Annotated in this window: 20 protein-coding genes and 1 pseudogene; 11 read left to right on the top strand and 10 right to left on the bottom strand. The window is 67.0% G+C overall.

The annotated features are described in order from the left end of the window. The first annotated feature begins 5 nt into the window (after positions 1-5). The 3 genes and pseudogenes from ACV22Z_RS04795 (at position 6) to ACV22Z_RS04785 (ending at position 3493) form a co-directional block, all read left to right on the top strand. Positions 6-1379 carry a hypothetical protein gene (locus ACV22Z_RS04795; RefSeq protein ID WP_448075192.1) on the top strand — a complete coding sequence of 458 codons (1374 nt, stop codon included), beginning with the start codon at positions 6-8 and terminating at the stop codon, positions 1377-1379. Positions 1380-1401: 22 nt separating this feature from the next. After that, a pseudogene (locus ACV22Z_RS04790) lies at positions 1402-2880 on the top strand (sigma 54-interacting transcriptional regulator); the annotation flags it as partial. 112 nt (positions 2881-2992) lie between these two features. Continuing rightward, positions 2993-3493, top strand: a complete 501-nt coding sequence (locus ACV22Z_RS04785; RefSeq protein WP_448075191.1) for a dihydrofolate reductase — start codon at positions 2993-2995, stop codon at positions 3491-3493. 87 nt (positions 3494-3580) lie between these two features. Here ACV22Z_RS04785 and pmbA read toward each other — a convergent pair whose 3' ends face one another. Beyond that, complete coding sequence (pmbA, locus tag ACV22Z_RS04780; protein ID WP_448075190.1) at positions 3581-4951, bottom strand: metalloprotease PmbA; 1371 nt, start codon at positions 4949-4951, stop codon at positions 3581-3583. A 215-nt stretch (positions 4952-5166) separates the two neighbouring features. Between pmbA and yjgA the strand changes: the two genes are divergently transcribed. Continuing rightward, the gene (gene yjgA / locus ACV22Z_RS04775; protein WP_448075189.1) at positions 5167-5778 is read left to right on the top strand and encodes a ribosome biogenesis factor YjgA; all 612 of its coding nucleotides are present in this window, start codon (positions 5167-5169) and stop codon (positions 5776-5778) included. Continuing rightward, positions 5762-6379, top strand: coding sequence for a molybdopterin adenylyltransferase (gene mog / locus ACV22Z_RS04770; RefSeq protein ID WP_448075188.1), 618 nt, complete (start codon positions 5762-5764; stop codon positions 6377-6379). The genes yjgA and mog overlap by 17 nt, the downstream gene beginning before the upstream one ends. Before the next feature lie 16 nt (positions 6380-6395). On the opposite strand, the gene orn is transcribed toward mog, so the two are convergent. After that, the gene (gene orn / locus ACV22Z_RS04765) at positions 6396-7016 is read right to left on the bottom strand and encodes an oligoribonuclease (protein ID WP_448075187.1); all 621 of its coding nucleotides are present in this window, start codon (positions 7014-7016) and stop codon (positions 6396-6398) included. Positions 7017-7130: 114 nt separating this feature from the next. Here orn and ACV22Z_RS04760 point away from each other — a divergent pair, with 114 nt between their 5' ends. Genes ACV22Z_RS04760 through ACV22Z_RS04750 form a run of 3 tightly spaced genes read left to right on the top strand, consistent with a single transcriptional unit; the run spans position 7131 to position 9706 of the window. Next, entirely contained in the window at positions 7131-8390 is a 1260-nt protein-coding gene (locus ACV22Z_RS04760; protein ID WP_448075186.1) for a M48 family metallopeptidase, read from the top strand. Next, on the top strand, positions 8387-9331 hold the full coding sequence (gene rsgA / locus ACV22Z_RS04755; RefSeq protein WP_448075185.1) for a ribosome small subunit-dependent GTPase A: 945 nt from the start codon (positions 8387-8389) through the stop codon (positions 9329-9331). Before ACV22Z_RS04760 ends, rsgA begins: the two co-directional genes overlap by 4 nt. A 57-nt stretch (positions 9332-9388) precedes the next feature. Next, complete coding sequence (locus ACV22Z_RS04750; protein WP_448075184.1) at positions 9389-9706, top strand: putative signal transducing protein; 318 nt, start codon at positions 9389-9391, stop codon at positions 9704-9706. A 66-nt stretch (positions 9707-9772) separates the two neighbouring features. Here the strand turns inward: ACV22Z_RS04750 and ACV22Z_RS04745 are convergent, their stop codons facing one another. The 6 genes from ACV22Z_RS04745 to rpsP all read right to left on the bottom strand — a co-directional run bounded on the left by ACV22Z_RS04745 (position 9773) and on the right by rpsP (position 13899). Beyond that, positions 9773-10711 (bottom strand): CobD/CbiB family protein, encoded by a 939-nt coding sequence (locus tag ACV22Z_RS04745; RefSeq protein ID WP_448075183.1) that lies wholly within the window; start codon positions 10709-10711, stop codon positions 9773-9775. 119 nt (positions 10712-10830) lie between these two features. Then, positions 10831-11517: a CoA pyrophosphatase gene (locus ACV22Z_RS04740; RefSeq protein WP_448075182.1), complete on the bottom strand. Its 687-nt coding sequence runs from the start codon at positions 11515-11517 to the stop codon at positions 10831-10833. Positions 11518-11605: 88 nt separating this feature from the next. Next, complete coding sequence (gene rplS, locus ACV22Z_RS04735) at positions 11606-11995, bottom strand: 50S ribosomal protein L19 (RefSeq protein WP_124599106.1); 390 nt, start codon at positions 11993-11995, stop codon at positions 11606-11608. Positions 11996-12129: 134 nt separating this feature from the next. Then, positions 12130-12924, bottom strand: coding sequence for a tRNA (guanosine(37)-N1)-methyltransferase TrmD (trmD, locus tag ACV22Z_RS04730; RefSeq protein WP_448075181.1), 795 nt, complete (start codon positions 12922-12924; stop codon positions 12130-12132). Next, positions 12925-13602: a ribosome maturation factor RimM gene (gene rimM / locus ACV22Z_RS04725; protein WP_448075180.1), complete on the bottom strand. Its 678-nt coding sequence runs from the start codon at positions 13600-13602 to the stop codon at positions 12925-12927. It lies immediately after the preceding gene. A gap of 42 nt (positions 13603-13644) precedes the next feature. After that, on the bottom strand, positions 13645-13899 hold the full coding sequence (rpsP, locus tag ACV22Z_RS04720) for a 30S ribosomal protein S16 (protein WP_010091769.1): 255 nt from the start codon (positions 13897-13899) through the stop codon (positions 13645-13647). Between the two features lie 154 nt (positions 13900-14053). Between rpsP and ACV22Z_RS04715 the strand changes: the two genes are divergently transcribed. Then, positions 14054-15211: a PQQ-dependent sugar dehydrogenase gene (locus tag ACV22Z_RS04715; protein WP_448075179.1), complete on the top strand. Its 1158-nt coding sequence runs from the start codon at positions 14054-14056 to the stop codon at positions 15209-15211. 110 nt (positions 15212-15321) lie between these two features. Continuing rightward, positions 15322-15789 carry an NINE protein gene (locus ACV22Z_RS04710; protein WP_448075178.1) on the top strand — a complete coding sequence of 156 codons (468 nt, stop codon included), beginning with the start codon at positions 15322-15324 and terminating at the stop codon, positions 15787-15789. Positions 15790-15917: 128 nt separating this feature from the next. Here the strand turns inward: ACV22Z_RS04710 and ACV22Z_RS04705 are convergent, their stop codons facing one another. Together ACV22Z_RS04705 and ACV22Z_RS04700 are read right to left on the bottom strand one after the other, a co-directional pair. After that, positions 15918-17216, bottom strand: a complete 1299-nt coding sequence (locus ACV22Z_RS04705) for a PA0069 family radical SAM protein (protein WP_448075177.1) — start codon at positions 17214-17216, stop codon at positions 15918-15920. 68 nt (positions 17217-17284) lie between these two features. After that, entirely contained in the window at positions 17285-17773 is a 489-nt protein-coding gene (locus ACV22Z_RS04700) for an Lrp/AsnC ligand binding domain-containing protein (protein ID WP_205797105.1), read from the bottom strand. A 144-nt stretch (positions 17774-17917) separates the two neighbouring features. On the opposite strand from ACV22Z_RS04700, the gene ACV22Z_RS04695 reads away from it, so the two are divergent. Next, positions 17918-19204 (top strand): D-amino acid dehydrogenase, encoded by a 1287-nt coding sequence (locus ACV22Z_RS04695; protein WP_448075176.1) that lies wholly within the window; start codon positions 17918-17920, stop codon positions 19202-19204. Positions 19205-19296 lie beyond the last annotated feature (92 nt).

The raw sequence follows: 19296 nt of genomic DNA, 5'->3' as shown, positions 1-19296 counted from the left end.
GGGCCATGTGTCACAAGTCGTCAACATGTCTGCCGCGCACCAAGCTTGCCGCCATTCCGGCCGCGGTTCTCTGCTTTACGTTCATGCAGGGCGCGCATGCGCAGGCACTCGCCGACCAGTCGGTCGAGGAGCGGCTCAATATGCTGATGAAGGTCGTCGACCAGCAGCAGCGCAAGATCGATGCGCTCGAGCGCCAGGTCGTGGATCTCGAGATGGCTCGCCGCGGCCGCGGCGAACCGGGCGCGCCGGGCACCACCGACCCGGCCACGCTGGTATCCCAGTACACGCCCGTCACGCCTGCGCCGCGTGAAGGCACCGGTACCGCGACCGGCGTGCCGGTGAATCCGCCGCCGCCCGCCGGCAGCGCCGAAACCGGTGCGCCGGGCACGATCGGCACCACGCAGAAGGCGGCCGAACCCACCCGCACCGCCGCCGAGGACGCGGTCGTGCAGCGCGAGCACGCGCCGCTCTTCGACCGCAAGCTGACGATCGACTGGGGGATCAGCGATACCTATTACGACCGCCGGCAACTGCAGCTGTCCGGCTTTCTCGCGCTCGACGCGATCTTCCTCGGCAACCTGAATCTCGGCCAGACGAAGTCGCACCAGCTGATGTCCGACGTGGACGTCCGCTATGGCCTCACCGAGCGCATCAGCGTCGACGTCGACGTGCCGTACATGTACCGCACGTCGACCTTCATCAACGGCGGCGCAGGCGGCGCGGCGAACACGCTGTCCGACACCGCGGTGAATTCGCACGCGCTCGGCGACGTGAACTTCGGCATCTACTACCAGTTCATCAAGGAACACGGCAGCGTGCCGGACATCGTCGGCAGCCTGCGCGTGAAGTCGCCGACCGGCACGTCGCCGTTCGGCATCAAGCTGCTGCAGGCCGATGCGAACAACACGAACCTCGTCGCGCCGAGCAAGCTGCCGACCGGCACCGGCTTCTGGAGCATCACGGCCGGGCTGTCCGCGCTGAAGACCTACGACCCGATCGTGCTGTTCGGCAGCGTGTCCTATACGTACAACGTCGCCCGCTCGTTCGCGGACATCTCGTCGGTGATCGGCCAGACGCAGCCCGCGAAAGTGAAGCTCGGTGACATCGTCCAGCTCGGCGGCGGCGTCGCGCTCGCGTTCTCCGAGCGCGACTCGGCGAGCATTTCCTACACGATGGCGATCGAACCGTCGACCCGCACCCAGGCACCGGGCGGCGAATGGCAGCGCGTGCCGGGCAGCCAGACGACTGCGTCGACACTGGGCTTCGGCCTCAACCATGTGTTCAACAAGCACCTGACGATGAACGCGTCGGTCGCGATCGGGCTCACGCCCGATGCGCCGAACTACGTCGTCGGCCTGCGCTTCCCGTATACGTTCTGAAGCGCGACACCGCAGCGAGGATATCGTGCACGACTCCCGCCCCGTCTCACCAGCCGCCCCTCCAGGCTTCATGCCGCGACTGACGATCGCGCACTCGGACGGGGCAGGGACCGGCCACCTGCTTGCAGTCCGGCCACTCGTGTATCTGTCGCGCCGTCCCGACGCGGCGCTCGTCACGCACCTCCGGGAGCGTCGCTGGGACGTGCTGTGCGCGAAGTCCTCGCATGATGTGCAGCGGCTCGTCAAACCGGAAGTCGCGCACGCGGGCATTGTCGATCTCGACGCGTTCGCGGCGCGCGACCTGCCCGCGCTCGAGCCCGTCCTGCGCCATCAGCAGATCGGCTGGATCGCACTCGCCGACGCCGTGCGGCTCGCCGAGCCCGACATCCGCAAGCTGATCCGCCAGTGCTGCTTCGATTACGTGAAGGGCCCGCCGACGCATACGACGATCGACTACCTCGTCGGCCACGCGTACGGGATGGTGACGCTGTGCGATCTCGGGCTCGCGACCGACGTCGCGGCGACCGGCGACGACGAAATGGTCGGCACCTGCGACGCGATGCAGCAGCTGTTTCGCACGATCCGCAAGGTCGCGAACACCGATGCCACGGTGTTCATCTCCGGCGAATCGGGCACCGGGAAGGAGCTGACCGCGCTCGCGATCCACGAGCGCTCCACGCGCCGCAAGGCGCCGTTCGTTCCGATCAACTGCGGCGCGATTCCGCACCATCTGCTGCAATCCGAACTGTTCGGCTACGAGCGCGGTGCGTTCACCGGCGCGAACCAGCGCAAGATCGGCCGCGTCGAGGCCGCGCATGGCGGCACGCTGTTCCTCGACGAGATCGGCGACATGCCGCTCGAAAGCCAGGCGAGCATGCTGCGCTTCCTGCAGGAGGGCAAGATCGAGCGGCTCGGCGGCCACGAATCGATTGCGGTCGACGTGCGGATCATCTCGGCGACGCACGTCGATCTCGAAGCGGCGATGCGCGACGGACGCTTTCGTCCCGACCTGTTCCACCGGCTGTGCGTGCTGCGCATCGACGAGCCGCCGCTGCGCGCGCGCGGCAAGGACATCGAACTGCTCGCGCACCACGTGTTGCTGAAATTCCGCAGTGACGGCGCGCGCAAGATCCGCGGCTTCACGCCGTGCGCGATCGAGGCGTTGTACAGCTACCCGTGGCCCGGCAACGTGCGCGAACTGATCAACCGGATCCGCCGCGCGATCGTGATGGCGGACAGCCGGCTGATCTCGGCGGCCGATCTCGATCTCGGGCAGTACACGGTGCAGCAGTCGATGACGCTGGCCGAGGCGCGCGAGCGTGCGGAAAAGCGGGCGATCGAGGCCGCGCTGCTGCGTCACCGGCATCGTCTCGCGGAAGCGGCTGCGGAACTCGGCATCTCGCGCGTCACGCTGTACCGGCTGATGGGCGCGCACGGGTTGCGCGAGCTGTCGGATACCGAACAGCGCGCGGCGGCGGGCGACGACGAGCCCAGCGGGTGAGCGCGCACGCGGTATCCCGCCACGGCAGGCGCGCCGCCGCGCACGATGCGCGGCGCGCGCCGGCATTCCGGTAGAATCGGCGCCATTCCGGTCTTCCCTCTTTCCGACCTTCATGACGACGCTGACCCTGATCGTCGCGCGCGCCCGCAACGGCATCATCGGCCGCGACAACCAGTTGCCCTGGAAACTTCCCGAGGATCTCGCCTTTTTCAAGCGCACGACGATGGGTGCGCCGATCGTGATGGGCCGCAAGACCCACGAATCGATCGGCCGGCCGCTGCCGGGCCGCCGCAACATCGTCGTCACGCGCGACGCATCGCGCCGCTTCGACGGCTGCGATACCGTCACGTCGCTCGCCGATGCGCTCGAGCTCGCCGCGCGGGACGGCGCGGCCGAGGCGTTCCTGATCGGCGGCGCGCAGCTCTATGCGGAAGGCCTCGCGCTCGCCGACAAGCTGGTCGTCACCGAGATCGACGCCGACTTCGACGGCGACGCGTCGTTCCCCGCGCCGGATCCCGCGCACTGGCGGGAAGTGTCGCGCGACGCGCACCAGGCGGCCGCGCCGAACACGTTCGGCTACGCGTTCGTCGTCTACGCACGCAAGCGCGGCTGACGCCCGTTCGATGAAAAAAGCCCGACCGGCGACAGGCCGGTCGGGCTTTTTTCATTCATGCCGGCGGCCGGACTGCCGCGCCGGCGCTTACTGCCCGGCGATCGTCATCTGCTCGATCAGCACCGAGCCGGTTTCCTTCGTGCCGCGCACGATCGAATCCGCGCCGATCGCGACGATGTGCCGGAACATCTCCTGCAGCGTGCTCGCGACGGTGATCTCCTCGACCGGATACTGGATCACGCCGTTCTCGACCCAGAACCCCGCCGCGCCGCGCGAATAATCGCCCGTCACGTAGTTCACGCCCTGCCCCATCAGTTCGGTCAGCAGGAGGCCCGTGCCGAGCTTCTTCAGCATCGCGTCGAAATCGTCGCCCGGTTGCGTGTTGCTGCTGCGCAGCGCGAGGTTGTGCGAGCCGCCCGCGTTGCCGGTCGTCTGCGTGCCGAGCTTGCGTGCCGAGTAGGTCGACAGGAAGTAGCCCTCGACGACGCCATCCTTGACGACGCTGCGCGCGCGCGTGCGCACGCCCTCCTCGTCGAACGGCGCGCTGCCCATCGCGCGCGGCACGTGCGGATCCTCGACGACCTGGATATGCGGCGCGAACACCGGCTTGCCGAGGCTGTCGACGAGGAACGACGTCTTGCGGTACAGCGCGCCGCCGCTCACGGCCTGCACGAACGCGCCGAGCAGGCCCGCCGCGAGCGGCGCCTCGAACAGCACCGGCACCTTGCGGGTATCGAGGCGGCGCGCGCCCATCCGCGCGAGCGCGCGTTCGGCCGCATAACGCCCCACGGCTTCCGGCGCCGCGAGATCGGCCGCGCTGCGCTTCGACGAATACCAGTCGTCGCGCTGCATGTGGCGGCCGCTGCCCGCGATCGGCGCGCACGCGATGTAGTGGCGCGAGTACGGATAGCCGGCGAGGAAGCCGCGCGACGTCGCGAGCACGAACTGCGAATGCTGCGCCGACACGCTTGCCCCCTCCGAATTGCGGATCTGCGGGCTGACCGCGAACGCGGCGTCTTCCGCGCGGCGGGCGAGCTCGACCGCGTCGTCGGCGGACAGGTCCCACGGGTGATAGAGGTCGAGGTCGCGCGGATCGGTTTCGAGCAGCTCGGCCTCGGCGAGCCCGGCCGCGTCGTCCTCGGCGGTGAAGCGCGCGATGTTGTACGCGGCGGCGACAGTGTCCTTGATCGCGGCCGGCGAGAAATCCGACGTGCTCGCGTTGCCGCGCTTCTTGCCGATGAACACGGTCACGCCGACCATCTTGTCGCGGTTGTGCTCGATCGTCTCGACCTCGCCGCGGCGCACCGACACCGACAGGCCGTCGCCTTCGGAGATTTCGGTCGCGGCATCCGACGCGCCGAGCGCCTTCGCGTGCCGGAGGATGTCCGAGGCGATTTCTTTCAGCTGATCCTGCGTATGCGGGAAATAGCGCGCTTGGGTGTCGAGATTGGCAGCCATCTTCGTTTTATCCGGTAGCGGGCTCGCGGCCCGCGTGTTCAAAATGTCGTATCCCGCGATCATATCAGTGTGCAGTGCGCGCCGGGCCGCCCCAAGCGCACTGATGGCCCCCTCAGGGGGCAGCGAACGCAGTGAGCGTGGCGACCGTTCATTTCAGGTCCGGGATACCCGAATGGAGAAGCTTGGGGCGGCTGCGGCGCGATACAATGCCGCCCATGACACGCAAAACCCGAATTCAGCCGATCGAGCACGCCGACGACGATGCCGGCCACGGCTACGATCGCCCCAGCAAATCCCAGTTGAAGCGCGAGATGCACGCGCTGCAGGAACTCGGCCAGGCGCTCGTCGACCTGCCCAAGGACGCGCTCAAGCGCATGCCGATGCCCGAAGACCTCGCGGATGCGGTGCGCGAGGCGCGCCGCATCACCGATCACGAAGGCAAGCGCCGCCAGCTCCAGTACGTCGGCCGCGTGATGCGCTCGCTGACCGACGACGAGACGGCCGCGCTGCGCACCGCGCTCGACGCGCAGCGCGGCGTGAACAAGGCCGCGACGGCCCGCCTGCACTGGATCGAGCGCACCCGCGAACAGCTGCTGGCCGACGACGACGCGCTGACCGAATTCATCCGCCAGCACCCGGACGCCGACGTGCAGGAAGGCCGCACGCTGATCCGCAATGCGCGCAGGGAGGCGCAGCAAGGCAAGCCGCCGCGCTACTACCGCGAGCTGTTTCAGTGGATCAAGACGGCGAGCGGCGTGCCCGGCTCGGATGAGGCGGACGACGCAAGCGACGAGCCCGCCGGAGAGGATCATGACGACGACGCGTAACCATCCGGACGAGCTGGTGGTCGGCCTCGTGTCGATCAGCGACCGCGCGAGCACCGGCGTCTACGAGGACAAGGGCATTCCCGCGCTGCAGGCGTGGCTCGCCGCCGCGCTGAGCTCGCCGTGGCGCGCCGAGACGCGGCTGATCCAGGACGACGCGGCGACGATTTCCGCGACGCTCGTCGAGCTGGTCGACACGGCCGGCTGCGACCTCGTGCTGACGACGGGCGGCACCGGCCCCGCGCGCCGCGACGTGACGCCCGAGGCGACGCTCGCGGTCGCGACGAAGGAAATGCCGGGATTCGGCGAGCAGATGCGGCAGATCAGCCTGAATTTCGTGCCGACCGCGATCCTGTCGCGGCAGGTCGCGGTGATCCGCGAGACGGCCGATCATGCGGCGCTGATCATCAACCTGCCGGGCCAGCCGAAATCGATCAAGGAAACCCTCGAAGGGCTGCGCGGCGCGGACGGCACGATTACCGTGCCCGGCATCTTCGCCGCGGTGCCCTATTGCATCGACCTGATCGGCGGCCCGTATATCGAGACGAACGCCGCCGTGGTCGCGGCGTTCCGGCCGAAGAGCGCGCAGCGCGCGCCCCGTTGACCCGGGACCGGCCCGCTCAGGCGGCCGGCGCGGATTCGCCGGTCGACGCCGGCGTGGCGGGGATCAGGAAATGCTGGCGGTAGTACTTCAGCTCGTCGATCGACTCGTGGATATCGGCGAGCGCGGTATGCATCGCGCGCTTCTGGAAACCCTTGTAGATCGCCGGCTGCCAGCGTCGGCACAGCTCCTTCAGCGTGCTGACGTCGAGGTTGCGGTAATGGAAGAAACGCTCGAGATCCGGCATCCAGCGCGCCATGAAGCGGCGGTCCTGGCAGATCGAATTGCCGCACATCGGCGACTTGCCGGGCGACACGTACTGGCCGAGGAACGCCTGGAGCTGCGCGGCGGCTTCCGCTTCGGTGACCGTCGACGCGCGCACGCGGTCGATCAGCCCCGAGCGGCCGTGCGTCGACTTGTTCCAGTCGTCCATCTTGGCGAGCGTCGCGTCGCTCTGGTGGATCGCGAACACCGGCCCTTCGACCGCGATCTCGAGCGTCGAGTTGGTCACGACGACCGCGACTTCGATGATGCGGTCGTTATCCGGGTCGAGGCCCGTCATTTCCATGTCGAGCCAGACGAGGTTCAGCTCGTTGCGCACGAGTTCAGGCTGGCTGGCGGAAGCGGGGGTATCGGTCATGAGTCATCCTGGAAAATGGCGGACGGCGTGCCGCGCCGCGGCGGACGGCGTCGCGTCAGCGGGCCCCGTCCGCAAGAACATATAATTCTCGCATAGAACCCTTTGGCGCCTTCGATGTCACCTTCTTCGTTCACCCTGCTGTTCACGCTCGCCGTGGTCGCGATGGTCGTCACCAAGCTGTGGCTCGCGTCGCGGCAGATCCGCTTCGTTGCCGCGCACCGCAACCGCGTCCCTGCCCAGTTCAGCGCAACCATTCCGCTGTCTGCGCACCAGCGCGCGGCCGACTACACGGTCGAGCGCACCCGTCTGACGATGCTCGAGATCGTCGTCAGCGCGGGCGTGCTCGTCGGACTCACGCTGCTCGGCGGGGTCGGCACGCTCGATGCGCTCCTGAGCGGCGGGCTCGGCCGCGGCTACGGACAGCAGGTCGGGCTCGTCGCCGTGGTGTTCGCGATCATGAGCGTGATCGACGTGCCGTTCGAGTACTACCGCCAGTTCGGGATCGAGGAGCGCTTCGGCTTCAACCGGATGCCGAAGCGCCTGTTCTTCACCGACATGCTGAAGAACGCGCTGCTCGGCGCCGCGCTCGGCCTGCCGCTGCTGTTCGTCGTGCTGTGGCTGATGAACCAGGCGGGCAACCTGTGGTGGCTGTGGACGTGGATCGTCTGGGTCGCGTTCCAGATGCTCGTGCTGCTGATCTACCCGACCTTCATCGCCCCGCTCTTCAACAAGTTCGAGCCGCTCAAGGACGACGCGCTGCGCGCCCGCATCGAGGCGCTGATGAAGCGCTGCGGCTTCGCGGCGAAGGGCCTGTTCGTGATGGACGGCAGCCGCCGGTCCGCGCACGGCAACGCGTACTTCACCGGCTTCGGCGCATCAAAGCGGATCGTGTTCTTCGACACGTTGCTCGCGCGCCTGTCCGGCGAGGAAATCGAGGCCGTGCTCGCGCACGAACTCGGCCATTTCAAGCGCCGCCACGTGATGAAACGCATGGTCGTGTCGTTCGTGCTGAGCCTCGTGCTGCTCGCGCTGCTCGGCTGGCTCGCGCAACGCGCATGGTTCTACACGGGGCTCGGCGTCACGCCGTCGCTCGATTCCAGCAACGCCGGCGCCGCGCTCGTGCTGTTCTTCCTCGCGATCCCCGTATTTTTGTTCTTCGCGACGCCGGTCGGCAGCCTGACGTCGCGCAAGCACGAATTCGAGGCCGACGCGTTCGCCGCCAGCCAGACGCACGCGCAGGATCTCGTCAGCGCCCTCGTGAAGCTGTACGAGGACAACGCGTCGACCCTGACGCCCGACCCCGTCTACACCGCGTTCTACTACTCGCACCCGCCCGCGTCGCAGCGGATCGACCGGTTGCTGCAGCAAGCATGAGCCGGCCGACTTCCCGCAAGCCGGCCCAGCGCGCGTCGGGCGCGGAACGTGCCGAAGGCCGCGTGATCGCGGCGCACGGGCGCCACTACATCGTCGCGCCCGACGACGGCGGCGCGATGCTGCAGTGCTTCCCGCGCGGCAAGAAGAGCGACATCGCGGTCGGCGACCGCGTCGCGTACGAGCGTTCGTCCGCCGACCAGGGCGTGATCGTCGAGATCGGCGAGCGCCGCAACCTGCTCTACCGTTCCGACCAGTTCAAGTCGAAGCTGTTCGCGGCCAATCTCGACCAGTTGCTGATCGTGCTGGCGACCGAGCCCTATTTCAGCGAGGACTTGCTCGGGCGCGCACTGATCGCGGCCGAGGCGAACGACCTGAAGCCGCTCGTCGTGCTGAACAAGATCGACGTCGAGGCCGCCGTGCCCGTCGCCCGCGAACGGCTCGCGCCGTACCGCGCGCTCGGCTACGACGTGCTCGAACTGTCGGTGAAGGGCGCGCCCGACGACGCGCGTGCACAATTGATGCCGCATCTCGCCGGACACGCGACGATCCTGCTCGGCCAGTCGGGGATGGGCAAATCCACGCTCGTGAACCTGCTCGTGCCCGACGCGGAAGCGGCGACCCGCGAGATCTCGGCCGCGCTCAACAGCGGCCGGCACACGACGACTTTCACGCGCCTCTATCCGCTGCCAGGCAGCGACGGCGCGCTGATCGATTCACCGGGCTTCCAGGAATTCGGCCTCTATCATCTGACGGAAGGCCGGCTCGAGCGCGCGTTCCCGGAGTTCCGTCCGCTGCTCGCGCATTGCCGTTTCTATAATTGTCATCATCTGCACGAGCCGGGCTGCGCCATCCTGGAAGCCGTCGCCGAAGGCCGCGTCGCGCCGTCGCGGCATGCGTTGTACGCGCAACTGGTGCACGAGGCGAGCCAGATCGTGCGTTGATGAGCTGATCCGGCCGCGGCGGTCGGGTCGCCCCGGCCACCACCGACAGGAACCACGATGCGTTTCAAGGCACCCGATCTCGCGACCGCGCAGCATTGGGCCAACGTCCTCGAAGCAGCCGGGATCGGCTGCGAACTGCACAATCGCTATGCGACGGGCGCGCTCGGCGGTATTCCCGCCGATGCATGCGCGCCCGAGGTCTGGCTCGACGACGAGCGCGACGACGCGCTTGCGCGCCGCCTGCTCGACGCCGCATCGCACGGCCCGGCGGCCGGCGCGACACCTTGGCGGTGCCGGCACTGCGGCGAGGAGCTCGAAGCGCAGTTCACCGCGTGCTGGCATTGCGGCGCGGTACGCGACCCGCGCGACGATTGATCCAGCAAAAAGGCCGGCATCGCGCCGGCCTTGCTCTTTCGTTCTTCGAGAAACGCGGCGCCCGCGTCACGACACCCAGACGGCAAGCGTCAGCATCAGCAACAGGATCATCCACAGAATCACTGCACGCCACACGAGGCCGACCGCCGACTGCAGCGTGCGCGGCGTGCAATCGTCGCCGACCGTCAACGGACCGCTGTCGCCGACTGCCAGTGCGTCCAGGCTCGACGGCTCCGCGAGCGGCCCGGCCAGCCGCGCACCGAGCGCCCCGCTGCCCGCTGCCAGCAGCACGCCGTCATTCGGGTCGGGCCACTGGCGCGTATGGTTGCGCCACGCGTAGATCGCATCCTCGAAATTGCCGACGATCGCGAAGCCGAGCGCCGTCAGGCGCGCCGGCACCCAGTCGATCACGAAGAACGCGCGTTGGGCGAACGTCGAGAACGCGGCAGTACGATCGTCTGCCGGCGCCGACCAGCTGCGGGCGAGGTATTCGGAAATGCGATACAGCACCGCGCCGGCCGGCCCGATCGGCAGCACGTACCAGAAGAACACGCCGAACACGTGGCGATGCGACGCGACGACCGCATGGATCAGCGTATGGCGGACGATCTCGCCGACCGGCATGTCGACCGTATCGATGCCCGTCCACTCGTGCAGGATTTCGCGCGCGCGCGGCACGTCGTCGTTGTTGAGCGCGAGGTGGATGTCGGTGAAGTAATGGGAGAACTGGCGGAAGCCGAGCGTGAAATACACGACGACGACGTTCCACAGGAACGCGAGCACGAAGCTCACCTTGTACAACAGGAAATAGATCAGCGCAACGATCAGCACCCACGGCAGCACGACCGCGAGCCACGCGAGGATCCCGTGTTTTTGCTTGCCGGCGTCGAGGCCATGTGCGACGGTTTCCGCATGAAACTGGAACAGCGCGAAGACCGGATTGCTCGGCGACAACGCGCGGACCTGTTCGATGATGAGGGCAAGGAGAACCGAAAAGAAAGTCATGCGTGGCGCCGTCTTCGGGTTATGTCATTTTTTGCATAACGATAGCACAGCGTAAGCCACGCCGGGCCGCCGGCGCCGACCGTCGGCGGCCGGCCGGGCGTGCGCGACGGTGCACCGGATCATCGGGCGACCAAGAAGCGGTACAGATTGCGCAACATGCCGGCAGTTGCGCCCCAGATGAAGTAATGCCCGCTCCCGTCTCCTCGCGGAAAAGGCATCGCAAAAAAACGACGCTCGCCGCCATCCCAGCGGAACACGCGGACCTCGTGGTTCGCCGGATTCATCAGGAACGCGAGTGGCACCTCGAAGATCTCGGCAACCTCGAAGGTATCCGCCTGCACGGTGAACGGCGGATGGACGAGGCCGACGACGGGCGTCACGCAAAAGCCCGTTCCCGTCAGGTAGTCCGGCAATGCACCGAGGATCTCGACCCGCTCGCTGGCGAGCCCGATTTCCTCGTTCGACTCGCGCAATGCGGTCGCAGTCGCATCGCGGTCGAACGGTTCGCGTCGGCCGCCGGGAAAGCTAATCTGGCCGGCGTGATCGTTCAGGTGGTCGGCGCGCTGCGTCAGCAGTACGGTCAGACCGGCTTCACGGACGACGAGCGGCACGAGCACGGCGGCGCTGCGTGGATCGGTGCCTTCCTGGATGCGGGCCTCGAACGGTTCGGCCGTCCATTCGAGCGCACGGGCGAAGCGGTCGCGCATGCCGCTCGGCGTCATGCGTTCGCGATCGATGGTCAGCAGGCCGGCGCCGGTGCCTTCGACCGGCAGCACTTCGGGATCGATAATGAGGCGGCGGGTCAATGGAGCTCTCTTGATTCGAGTCGATATGAGCGTATTGTCGCGCCAGAATGAAAAAAGCACCCGGGTGGGTGCTTTTTCCTTACAGCTCTTACGCTTGGGTAGCTGCGGCGCGATCCTTCGACACCAGCTTTTCCTTGATTCGAGCCGACTTGCCCGAACGCTCGCGCAGGTAGTACAGCTTTGCGCGACGCACGTCGCCGCGGCGCTTCACGACGATGCTCGCCAGCAGCGGCGAGTAGGTCTGGAACGTACGCTCGACGCCTTCGCCCGACGAAATCTTGCGGACGATGAACGCCGAGTTGAGGCCACGGTTGCGCTTCGCGATCACGACGCCTTCGTAAGCCTGAACGCGCTTGCGGTTACCTTCAACCACGTTCACGTTCACGATCACCGTGTCGCCCGGGGCGAATTCGGGGATCGTCTTGCCTGCGAGCGCGCGCTCGATTTCTTCCTGCTCAAGCTTTGCAATCAGATTCATCACTGACTCCTAAAACCATCTTGTCGGCGTTTGCGCCCGCCCGTTCCCAGGCTTGGCCCCGATAGAGGATGGATTCACATCAGGCGCCATACACGCATGTACGGCGCCGCCAATTCCCGCCCGCGAGCACCGCCTCAGGAGGCGTCCTTCGCTTCGCGTGCGAGGTTCGCGAGCCAGGCCTCGTCGGCACGGCTCAGCAACTTGTCGCGACGCGCCCGGGCGATCAGGTCCGGACGCTTCAGCCACGTATTCTTCAATGCCTGCTGGCGCCGCCAGCGCTCGATCTCGGCATGGTGCCCGCCGAGCAGCACGTCCGGCACACGCATCCCGTCGTATTCCTCGGGGCGCGTGTAATGCGGACAATCGAGCAGGCCGCCGACGAAACTGTCCTGCACGGCCGACTGCGCATCGTTCAGCACGCCGGGCAGCAGACGCACGACGGCATCCATCATCGCCATCGCCGGCAGTTCGCCGCCGGACAGCACGAAATCGCCGAGACTGATCTCCTCGTCGACGCACCGGTCCAGCAGACGCTGGTCGATCGCCTCATAACGGCCGCACAGCACGATGACACCCGGCTCCTGCGCCATCCGCACGACACGTTCATGCGTGAGCGGCGCACCCTGCGGCGACATCATCACGACGCGCGTGCTCGCGATGCCCTGCTCCGCCTGCGCCGCCTTCGCGGCGCCGATCGCAGCCTCGAGCGGCTTCGCCAGCATCACCATGCCCGGACCGCCGCCGTACGGGCGATCGTCGACCGTACGGTAGTTGTCCGTCGTGAAATCGCGCGGATTCCAGGCGCGCAAGCCGAACCGCCCCTGCTTGACCGCCCGGCTGGTAATGCCCCAGTCGGTCAGCGCGCGGAACATTTCGGGAAAGAGCGTGACGACATCGAACTGCACCGCGCTCTCCGTGACCTGGTCCATTTAGTAATCGGCTTCCCAGTCGACAACGATGCGACGTGCCGCCTGATCCACCGTTTTGACGTACACGCCGACGAACGGGATCAGCCGTTCGGCAGCCGCCGGCTGACCGTTTTTCCCGGTCGCCGGGTATTCGATACGCATGATCGAATGCACGCCGTTGTCGATCATCCCGACCACCTTCCCGAGCGCCACCGATTGCTCGTTGACGACCTCGAGGCCGATCAGGTCGACCCAATAAAATTCGTCCGACGCGAGCGCCGGAAAATCGTCGCGGCGCACGAACACGCGAAAGCCGCGCAAGGCCAGCGCGGTATCGCGATCGCCACAACCGACAGGCTGCGCAACAACCGTGTCGCCATGCGTCTTCGCCTGGGTGATGCGGGCGGAACGGCGCTCGGCGCCCCTCTCCAGCCACCACTGGCGCGCGCTGAGCAGCGCATCGCCACCGCGGCCGGCATCGGCATGCGCCGCCACCTTGACCCAGCCCTTGAGGCCGTAGGCATCGACGACCGCCCCGACCTCGACAGCGTCGTCGGGCATGGCTTGCACCACTTCGAGGCCGCCGTGCTCGACAGCCGCGCCGGCGTTCGCGGCAGACCCGCGCTCGACCGGCTTGCGGACGAATGCGCCGAACGACGCACGCCCGCGCCTTGCGTTACCGGTATCGTGATCCGACATCAATGCACCTCACAGCCGGCACGACCGGCACACCGTGCCATGTTAGGCAGCCGGCTGCGCCTTTTGCGCTTGCTTCACGAGACGCTCGACGGTCGGCGACAGTTGCGCGCCAACGCCTTGCCAGTACGTCAGGCGGTCCTGAGCGATACGCAGCGACTCACCCTTCGTCGCAACCGGGTTGTAGAAGCCGACGCGCTCGATGAAGCGGCCGTCACGACGGTTGCGCGAATCGGTAGCGACGATGTTGTAGAACGGGCGCTTCTTCGAGCCGCCGCGAGCCAGACGGATGATAACCATATGAAATCCTTCGGGAAAACCGGGTTCGAAACTACTGAAACGTGCGATTATAGCTGGAAACCAGAGGCACAACAAACACTTACGCGCAAAAAATCCGCAGATGCGCAGTTCGCGGGGCATACAATCGTCCTGTCCAGGACCGCCCGCCGCCGCCATGCCGCCCCTTCGCGCCGCGGCGCGCCGCGCGCAGCGCCGCATTGCGGGGCTGCTTGCCGGCGCCGCCTGTCTCATCTGTCTTGCCTGCCTTGCCTGCGCAACGACGGTCGCCGCCGGCCAGTTGCCGGTGGACGAACTCGTCGTGCCGCCCGGTTTTCACGTGTCGGTGCTGACCGACGCGGTGCCGACCGCACGGGAAATGGCGTGGTCGCCACGCGGCGTCCTGTATGTCGGCAGCCGCGAAGGCCGCGTGCACGCACTCGTGATGCGTGAGGGGCAGATCAGCGAACACCACGTGATCGCATCCGGGCTCGACATGCCGGTCGGCGTCGCCTATCGGGATGGCGCGTTGTACGTGTCGGCCGTGTCGCGTATTGTGCGCCTCGACCGCATCGACGACCAGCTCGCTACGCCGCCGAAGCCCGTCGTCGTCACTGACGCGCTGCCGACCGAGCATCATCACGGCTGGAAATTCATCGCATTCGGCCCGGACGGCAAGCTGTACGTGCCGACCGGCGCGCCGTGCAACGTCTGCCTCGCCGACCGCAACCGCTACGCGATCATCGCGCGAATGAACGCGGACGGCAGTCACCGGGAGGTGGTCGCACGCGGCGTGCGCAATACGGTCGGATTCGCGTGGCATCCCGACACGGGCGAGCTGTGGTTCACCGACAACGGCCGCGACTCGATGGGCGACGACGTGCCGGACGACAAGCTCAACCGCGCGCCGCAAGCAGGCCTCGATTTCGGTTTCCCGTACTGCCACGGCGGCGACACGCCCGATCCCGAATACGGCAGCAAGAATGTGTGCCGCCGCTACACGGGCCCCGTGCTGAAGCTCGGCGCGCACGTCGCGTCGCTCGGCATGCGCTTCTATACGGGTGCGATGTTCCCGGCCGCCTATCGAAACAACATCTTCATCGCCGAACACGGCTCATGGGACCGCAGCACCAAGGTCGGCTATCGCGTGATGCGCGTCGTCGCATCCGGCGACGGCAGCCACGCGCGGCAAACGCCATTCGTGACCGGCTGGCTGCGACCCGACGGCACCGTATGGGGTCGCCCGGCCGACGTATTGCCGCTGCCCGACGGCTCGCTGCTCGTCAGCGACGATTACGCGGGCGCGATCTATCGCATCACCTATGCGGCACCTTGACGCAGACCGGTGGTGACCGCCTCCACCCCGACATCGTAGAATGCGTGCCGGGCTTCCTGCCCGCGCCGCGTCTGTGGCAGCCCATTCCAACGACATTACGCCCGCGATCCATGTCCAGCAGCACCGCCCCGATCCGCCGCTTCCGCTCCAAGACGCTGACCGCAGCCCTCGCCTTCCTGTTCGGCTCGATCGGCGCACACCGTTTCTATCTGTATGGCTTGCGGGATGTATACGGCTGGGCGCACCTGCTCGCGACGATCGTCGGCATCCCCGGCTTCCTGCTGCTCGCCGCGACCCAGCGCACCGCGAGCCTCGGCTGGTGGCTGGCCATGCCCGGCGCGATCTCGCTGCTCGCCGCGTTCCTCGCGGCGCTCGTCTACGGCCTGCGCCCCGATGAAAAATGGGATGCGCAATTCAACGCCGGCACGGGCAAGCACAGCCGCTCCGGCTGGACGGTGATCTTTGTCGTGATCTTCTCGCTGCTGGTCGGCGCGTTCCTGTTGATGACCGCGCTCGCCATCTCGTTCCAGACGTATTTCGAATCGCAGGTCGAAGCGGCCAAGCAGATCTCGCAATAACAAGCGCGACTCACGGTATGCCCGCGCCGCCGATGGCATGCTGCTGAACACGCTCGGGGCACGACAACCACCGGCCGTCCGCAATAGAGCAACCGGCCACGTTACCCTGCCCGGCAGCACGCACGGAACTAGAAAAGACTCAACTGCGTGTCGTCGCGCGGCATCGAGCCGGCTGCCCGTGCGCTCGAGCGGCGGATGGCAGCTTTATCCGCCTCCGGTCCGCGGATGATCGCTCCGCGAACGGCCTGTCGGGAGGCACCGCCACCCGGATGGCCGGCCCACGGATGGCCGCCCCCAGGATGGCCGGCCCCCGGATGGCCGGCCCCCGGATGGCCGGCCCCCCGAAACTGCGACAGATCGAGAATGCCGTTTGCGCGCTCGTTCAGCCCGAGCCGCTTGACCGCCTGACGAAAACGCTGCTTCAGCAGATCCGCCCAGATCCCCTCGCCCTTCATCCGCTTGCCGAAATCCGCGTCGTAGTCCTTGCCGCCTCGCATGTCGCGCACGCGGTTCATCACGCGCTCCGCGCGATCCGGGAAGTGCGCGGTCAGCCAGCTCCGGAACAGCGGCGCAACTTCCCACGGAAGCCGCAGGATGATGTAGCTCGCGTGCGTCGCCCCCGCCTCCGCACACGCTTCGAGCACCCGCTCCATGTCGGGCTCGGTGACGAACGGAATCACCGGCGCGATGCTCACGCCGACCGGTACGCCGGCTTCACGCAATGCGCGGATCGTGCGCAGCCTGCGAGCCGGAGTCGCCGCGCGCGGCTCGAGCGTGCGCGCGAGGTCCGCGTCGAGCGTCGTGATCGTGACTGCCGCCATCACCTGCCCGCGCGCGGCCATCGGCGCGAGCAGGTCGAGATCGCGCTCGATCAGCGACGACTTCGTGATTGCGGCAAACGGCAGCCCGCGATCGTGCATGACCTGAATCACGCTGCGCGTAATGCGCAGATCCCGTTCGACCGGCTGGTACGCATCGGTGTTGACGCCGAGCGCGATCGGCTCGGGCACGTAGCTTTTTCGGGAGATCTCGCGCTCGAGCAGTTCGGCCGCGTTGACCTTCGCATAGATGCGGCTCTCGAAATCGAGGCCGGGCGACAGGCCGAGATAGCTGTGCGTCGGCCGCGCGAAGCAATAGATGCAGCCGTGCTCGCAGCCGCGATAAGGATTGAGCGATACGCTGAATGGAATGTCGGGGGACTGGTTGCGCGTCAGAATGCTCTTCGCGCGCTCCTCGAACACCTGCGTACGCAGCGGCGCCGGCAGATCGGCATCGTCCGCCTCGTGCGTCCAGCCGTCGTCGACCGCCTCGCGCAGCGCCGTCTCGTACCGCCCCTGCAGGTTGTCGACCGCCCCGCGCCCCTTGCGGGGCGTTGGCGGCGCAACCGGAAATTCGTTGTCGGATCGATCACCCATTTCCCCACCCATTCACCTGCGCCCAATACTGGATATTTATACAGTATTGGGCGCAGCGTGCCAAGGGTGAAATCGGGGGGCTATTCGTCGACCGAAATCGTCAGCGTCTCCTTGATTTCCTCCATCACGACATAGCTCTTCGACTGCACCGCGCCCGGCAACTGCAGCAGGATGTCGCCAAGCAGCTTGCGGTAGTCGGCCATTTCACCGATCCGCGCCTTGATCAGGTAGTCGAAATCACCGGACACGAGGTGGCACTCGAGCACCTCGTCGATCTTCATCACTTCGCGGCGGAACTGCTCGAACATGTTGCCGCCCTTGTGCCCGAGCGTGATCTCGACGAACACGAGCAACGCAGCGCCGAGCTGGGCCGGATCGACCCGCGCGTGATAGCCGGTGATCACCCCGTCGCGCTCCATCCGCCGAACGCGTTCGATGCACGGCGTCACGGTCAGGCCGACCTGTTCCGCGAGGTCCTTCATCGCCATCCTGCCGTCGTGCTGGAGCAGTTTGAGGATGCGCCGGTCGAGCTTGTCGAGCGTGCGTACCGGCTGGCGTTGAGTTCTCATGGTTTTTTGCTAAAAAACAGAAAAATACGATAACAAAACCTACACCTTCGACAATACCATAGCGCAAAAAACTAGATCAGCTAGAGGTTACACGGAGCCGCGGGTGCGCCCGGCCTCGATCTGGTCCTTCCATCTGGAGCAGCTATGCGAGTCGTCGTTTTGGGCAGCGGTGTAGTGGGCGTGGCGAGCGCGTATTACCTTGCACGTGCCGGTCATGAAGTCACGGTGATCGACCGGGAGGCCGGCCCGGCGCTCGAGACGAGCTTCGCGAACGCAGGCCAGATCTCGCCCGGCTACGCGGCGCCGTGGGCGGCGCCCGGCGTGCCGCTGAAGGCCGTCAAGTGGATGTTCGAAAAGCACGCGCCGCTCGCGATCCGCCTCGACGGCACCCGCTTCCAGCTCCAGTGGATGTGGCAGATGCTGCGCAACTGCACGGCCGAGCGCTATGCAGTCAACAAGGGCCGCATGGTGCGGCTCGCCGAATACAGCCGCGATTGCATCCAGGCATTGCGCGCCGACACCGGCATCGCGTACGAAGGCCGCACGGGCGGCACGCTGCAGTTGTTCCGCACGCAGCAGCAACTCGACGGCGCGGCGAAGGACATTGCGGTGCTGAAGGAAGCGAACGTGCCGTTCGAACTGCTGTCGCCGGCCGAACTGAAGCACGCCGAACCGGCGCTTGCCGCGGTGTCGCACAAGCTGACGGGCGGCCTGCGCCTGCCGGGCGACGAAACCGGCGACTGCCAGCTGTTCACGACGCGCCTCGCCGCACTCGCGGAAGGGCTCGGCGTGAAGTTCCGCTACAACACGCCGATCGACGCGCTCGCGATCGCCAGCGGCAAGATTGCCGGCGTGCAATGCGGCAGCGAGACGGTGCGCGCGGATGCCTACGTGGTCGCTCTCGGCTCGTACTCGACCCGCTTCATTGCAAACCTGATGAAGATTCCGGTCTATCCGCTCAAGGGCTACTCGATCACCGCGCCGATCGTCAACGAAGCGGCTGCCCCCGTGTCGACGGTGCTCGACGAGACCTACAAGATCGCGATCACGCGCTTCGACCAGCGCATCCGTGTCGGCGGCATGGCGGAGATCGTCGGCTTCGACAAGAACCTGCGCGACGCGCGCCGCGAAACGCTCGAAATGTGCGTGAACGACCTGTTCCCGGGCGGCGGCGATACGTCGAACGCGACGTTCTGGACGGGCCTGCGCCCGATGACGCCGGACGGCACGCCGATCGTCGGCCGCACGCCGGTGTCGAACCTGTTCCTGAACACCGGCCACGGCACGCTCGGCTGGACGATGTCGTGCGGTTCCGGCCAGCTGCTCGCGGACCTGATCTCGGGCAAGAAGCCGGCGATCCAGGCTGACGACCTGTCGGTGCACCGCTACCTGAAGGACGTGGCCGGCCAGCCGCGCCCCGCTTACGCATAAGGCGCAGCGGCCCGCCGCAGTGCGGGCGGGTCCCAGCCAAACGAAAAGGCGCCTGCGGGCGCCTTTTCGCATTGCATCGCAGGCTGCGCGAC

The sequence above is a fragment of the Burkholderia sp. PU8-34 genome (genome assembly GCF_053427725.1).
Note: the sequence above shows the minus strand (reverse complement) of the source record. Positions and strands in the feature narration are given on the sequence as shown.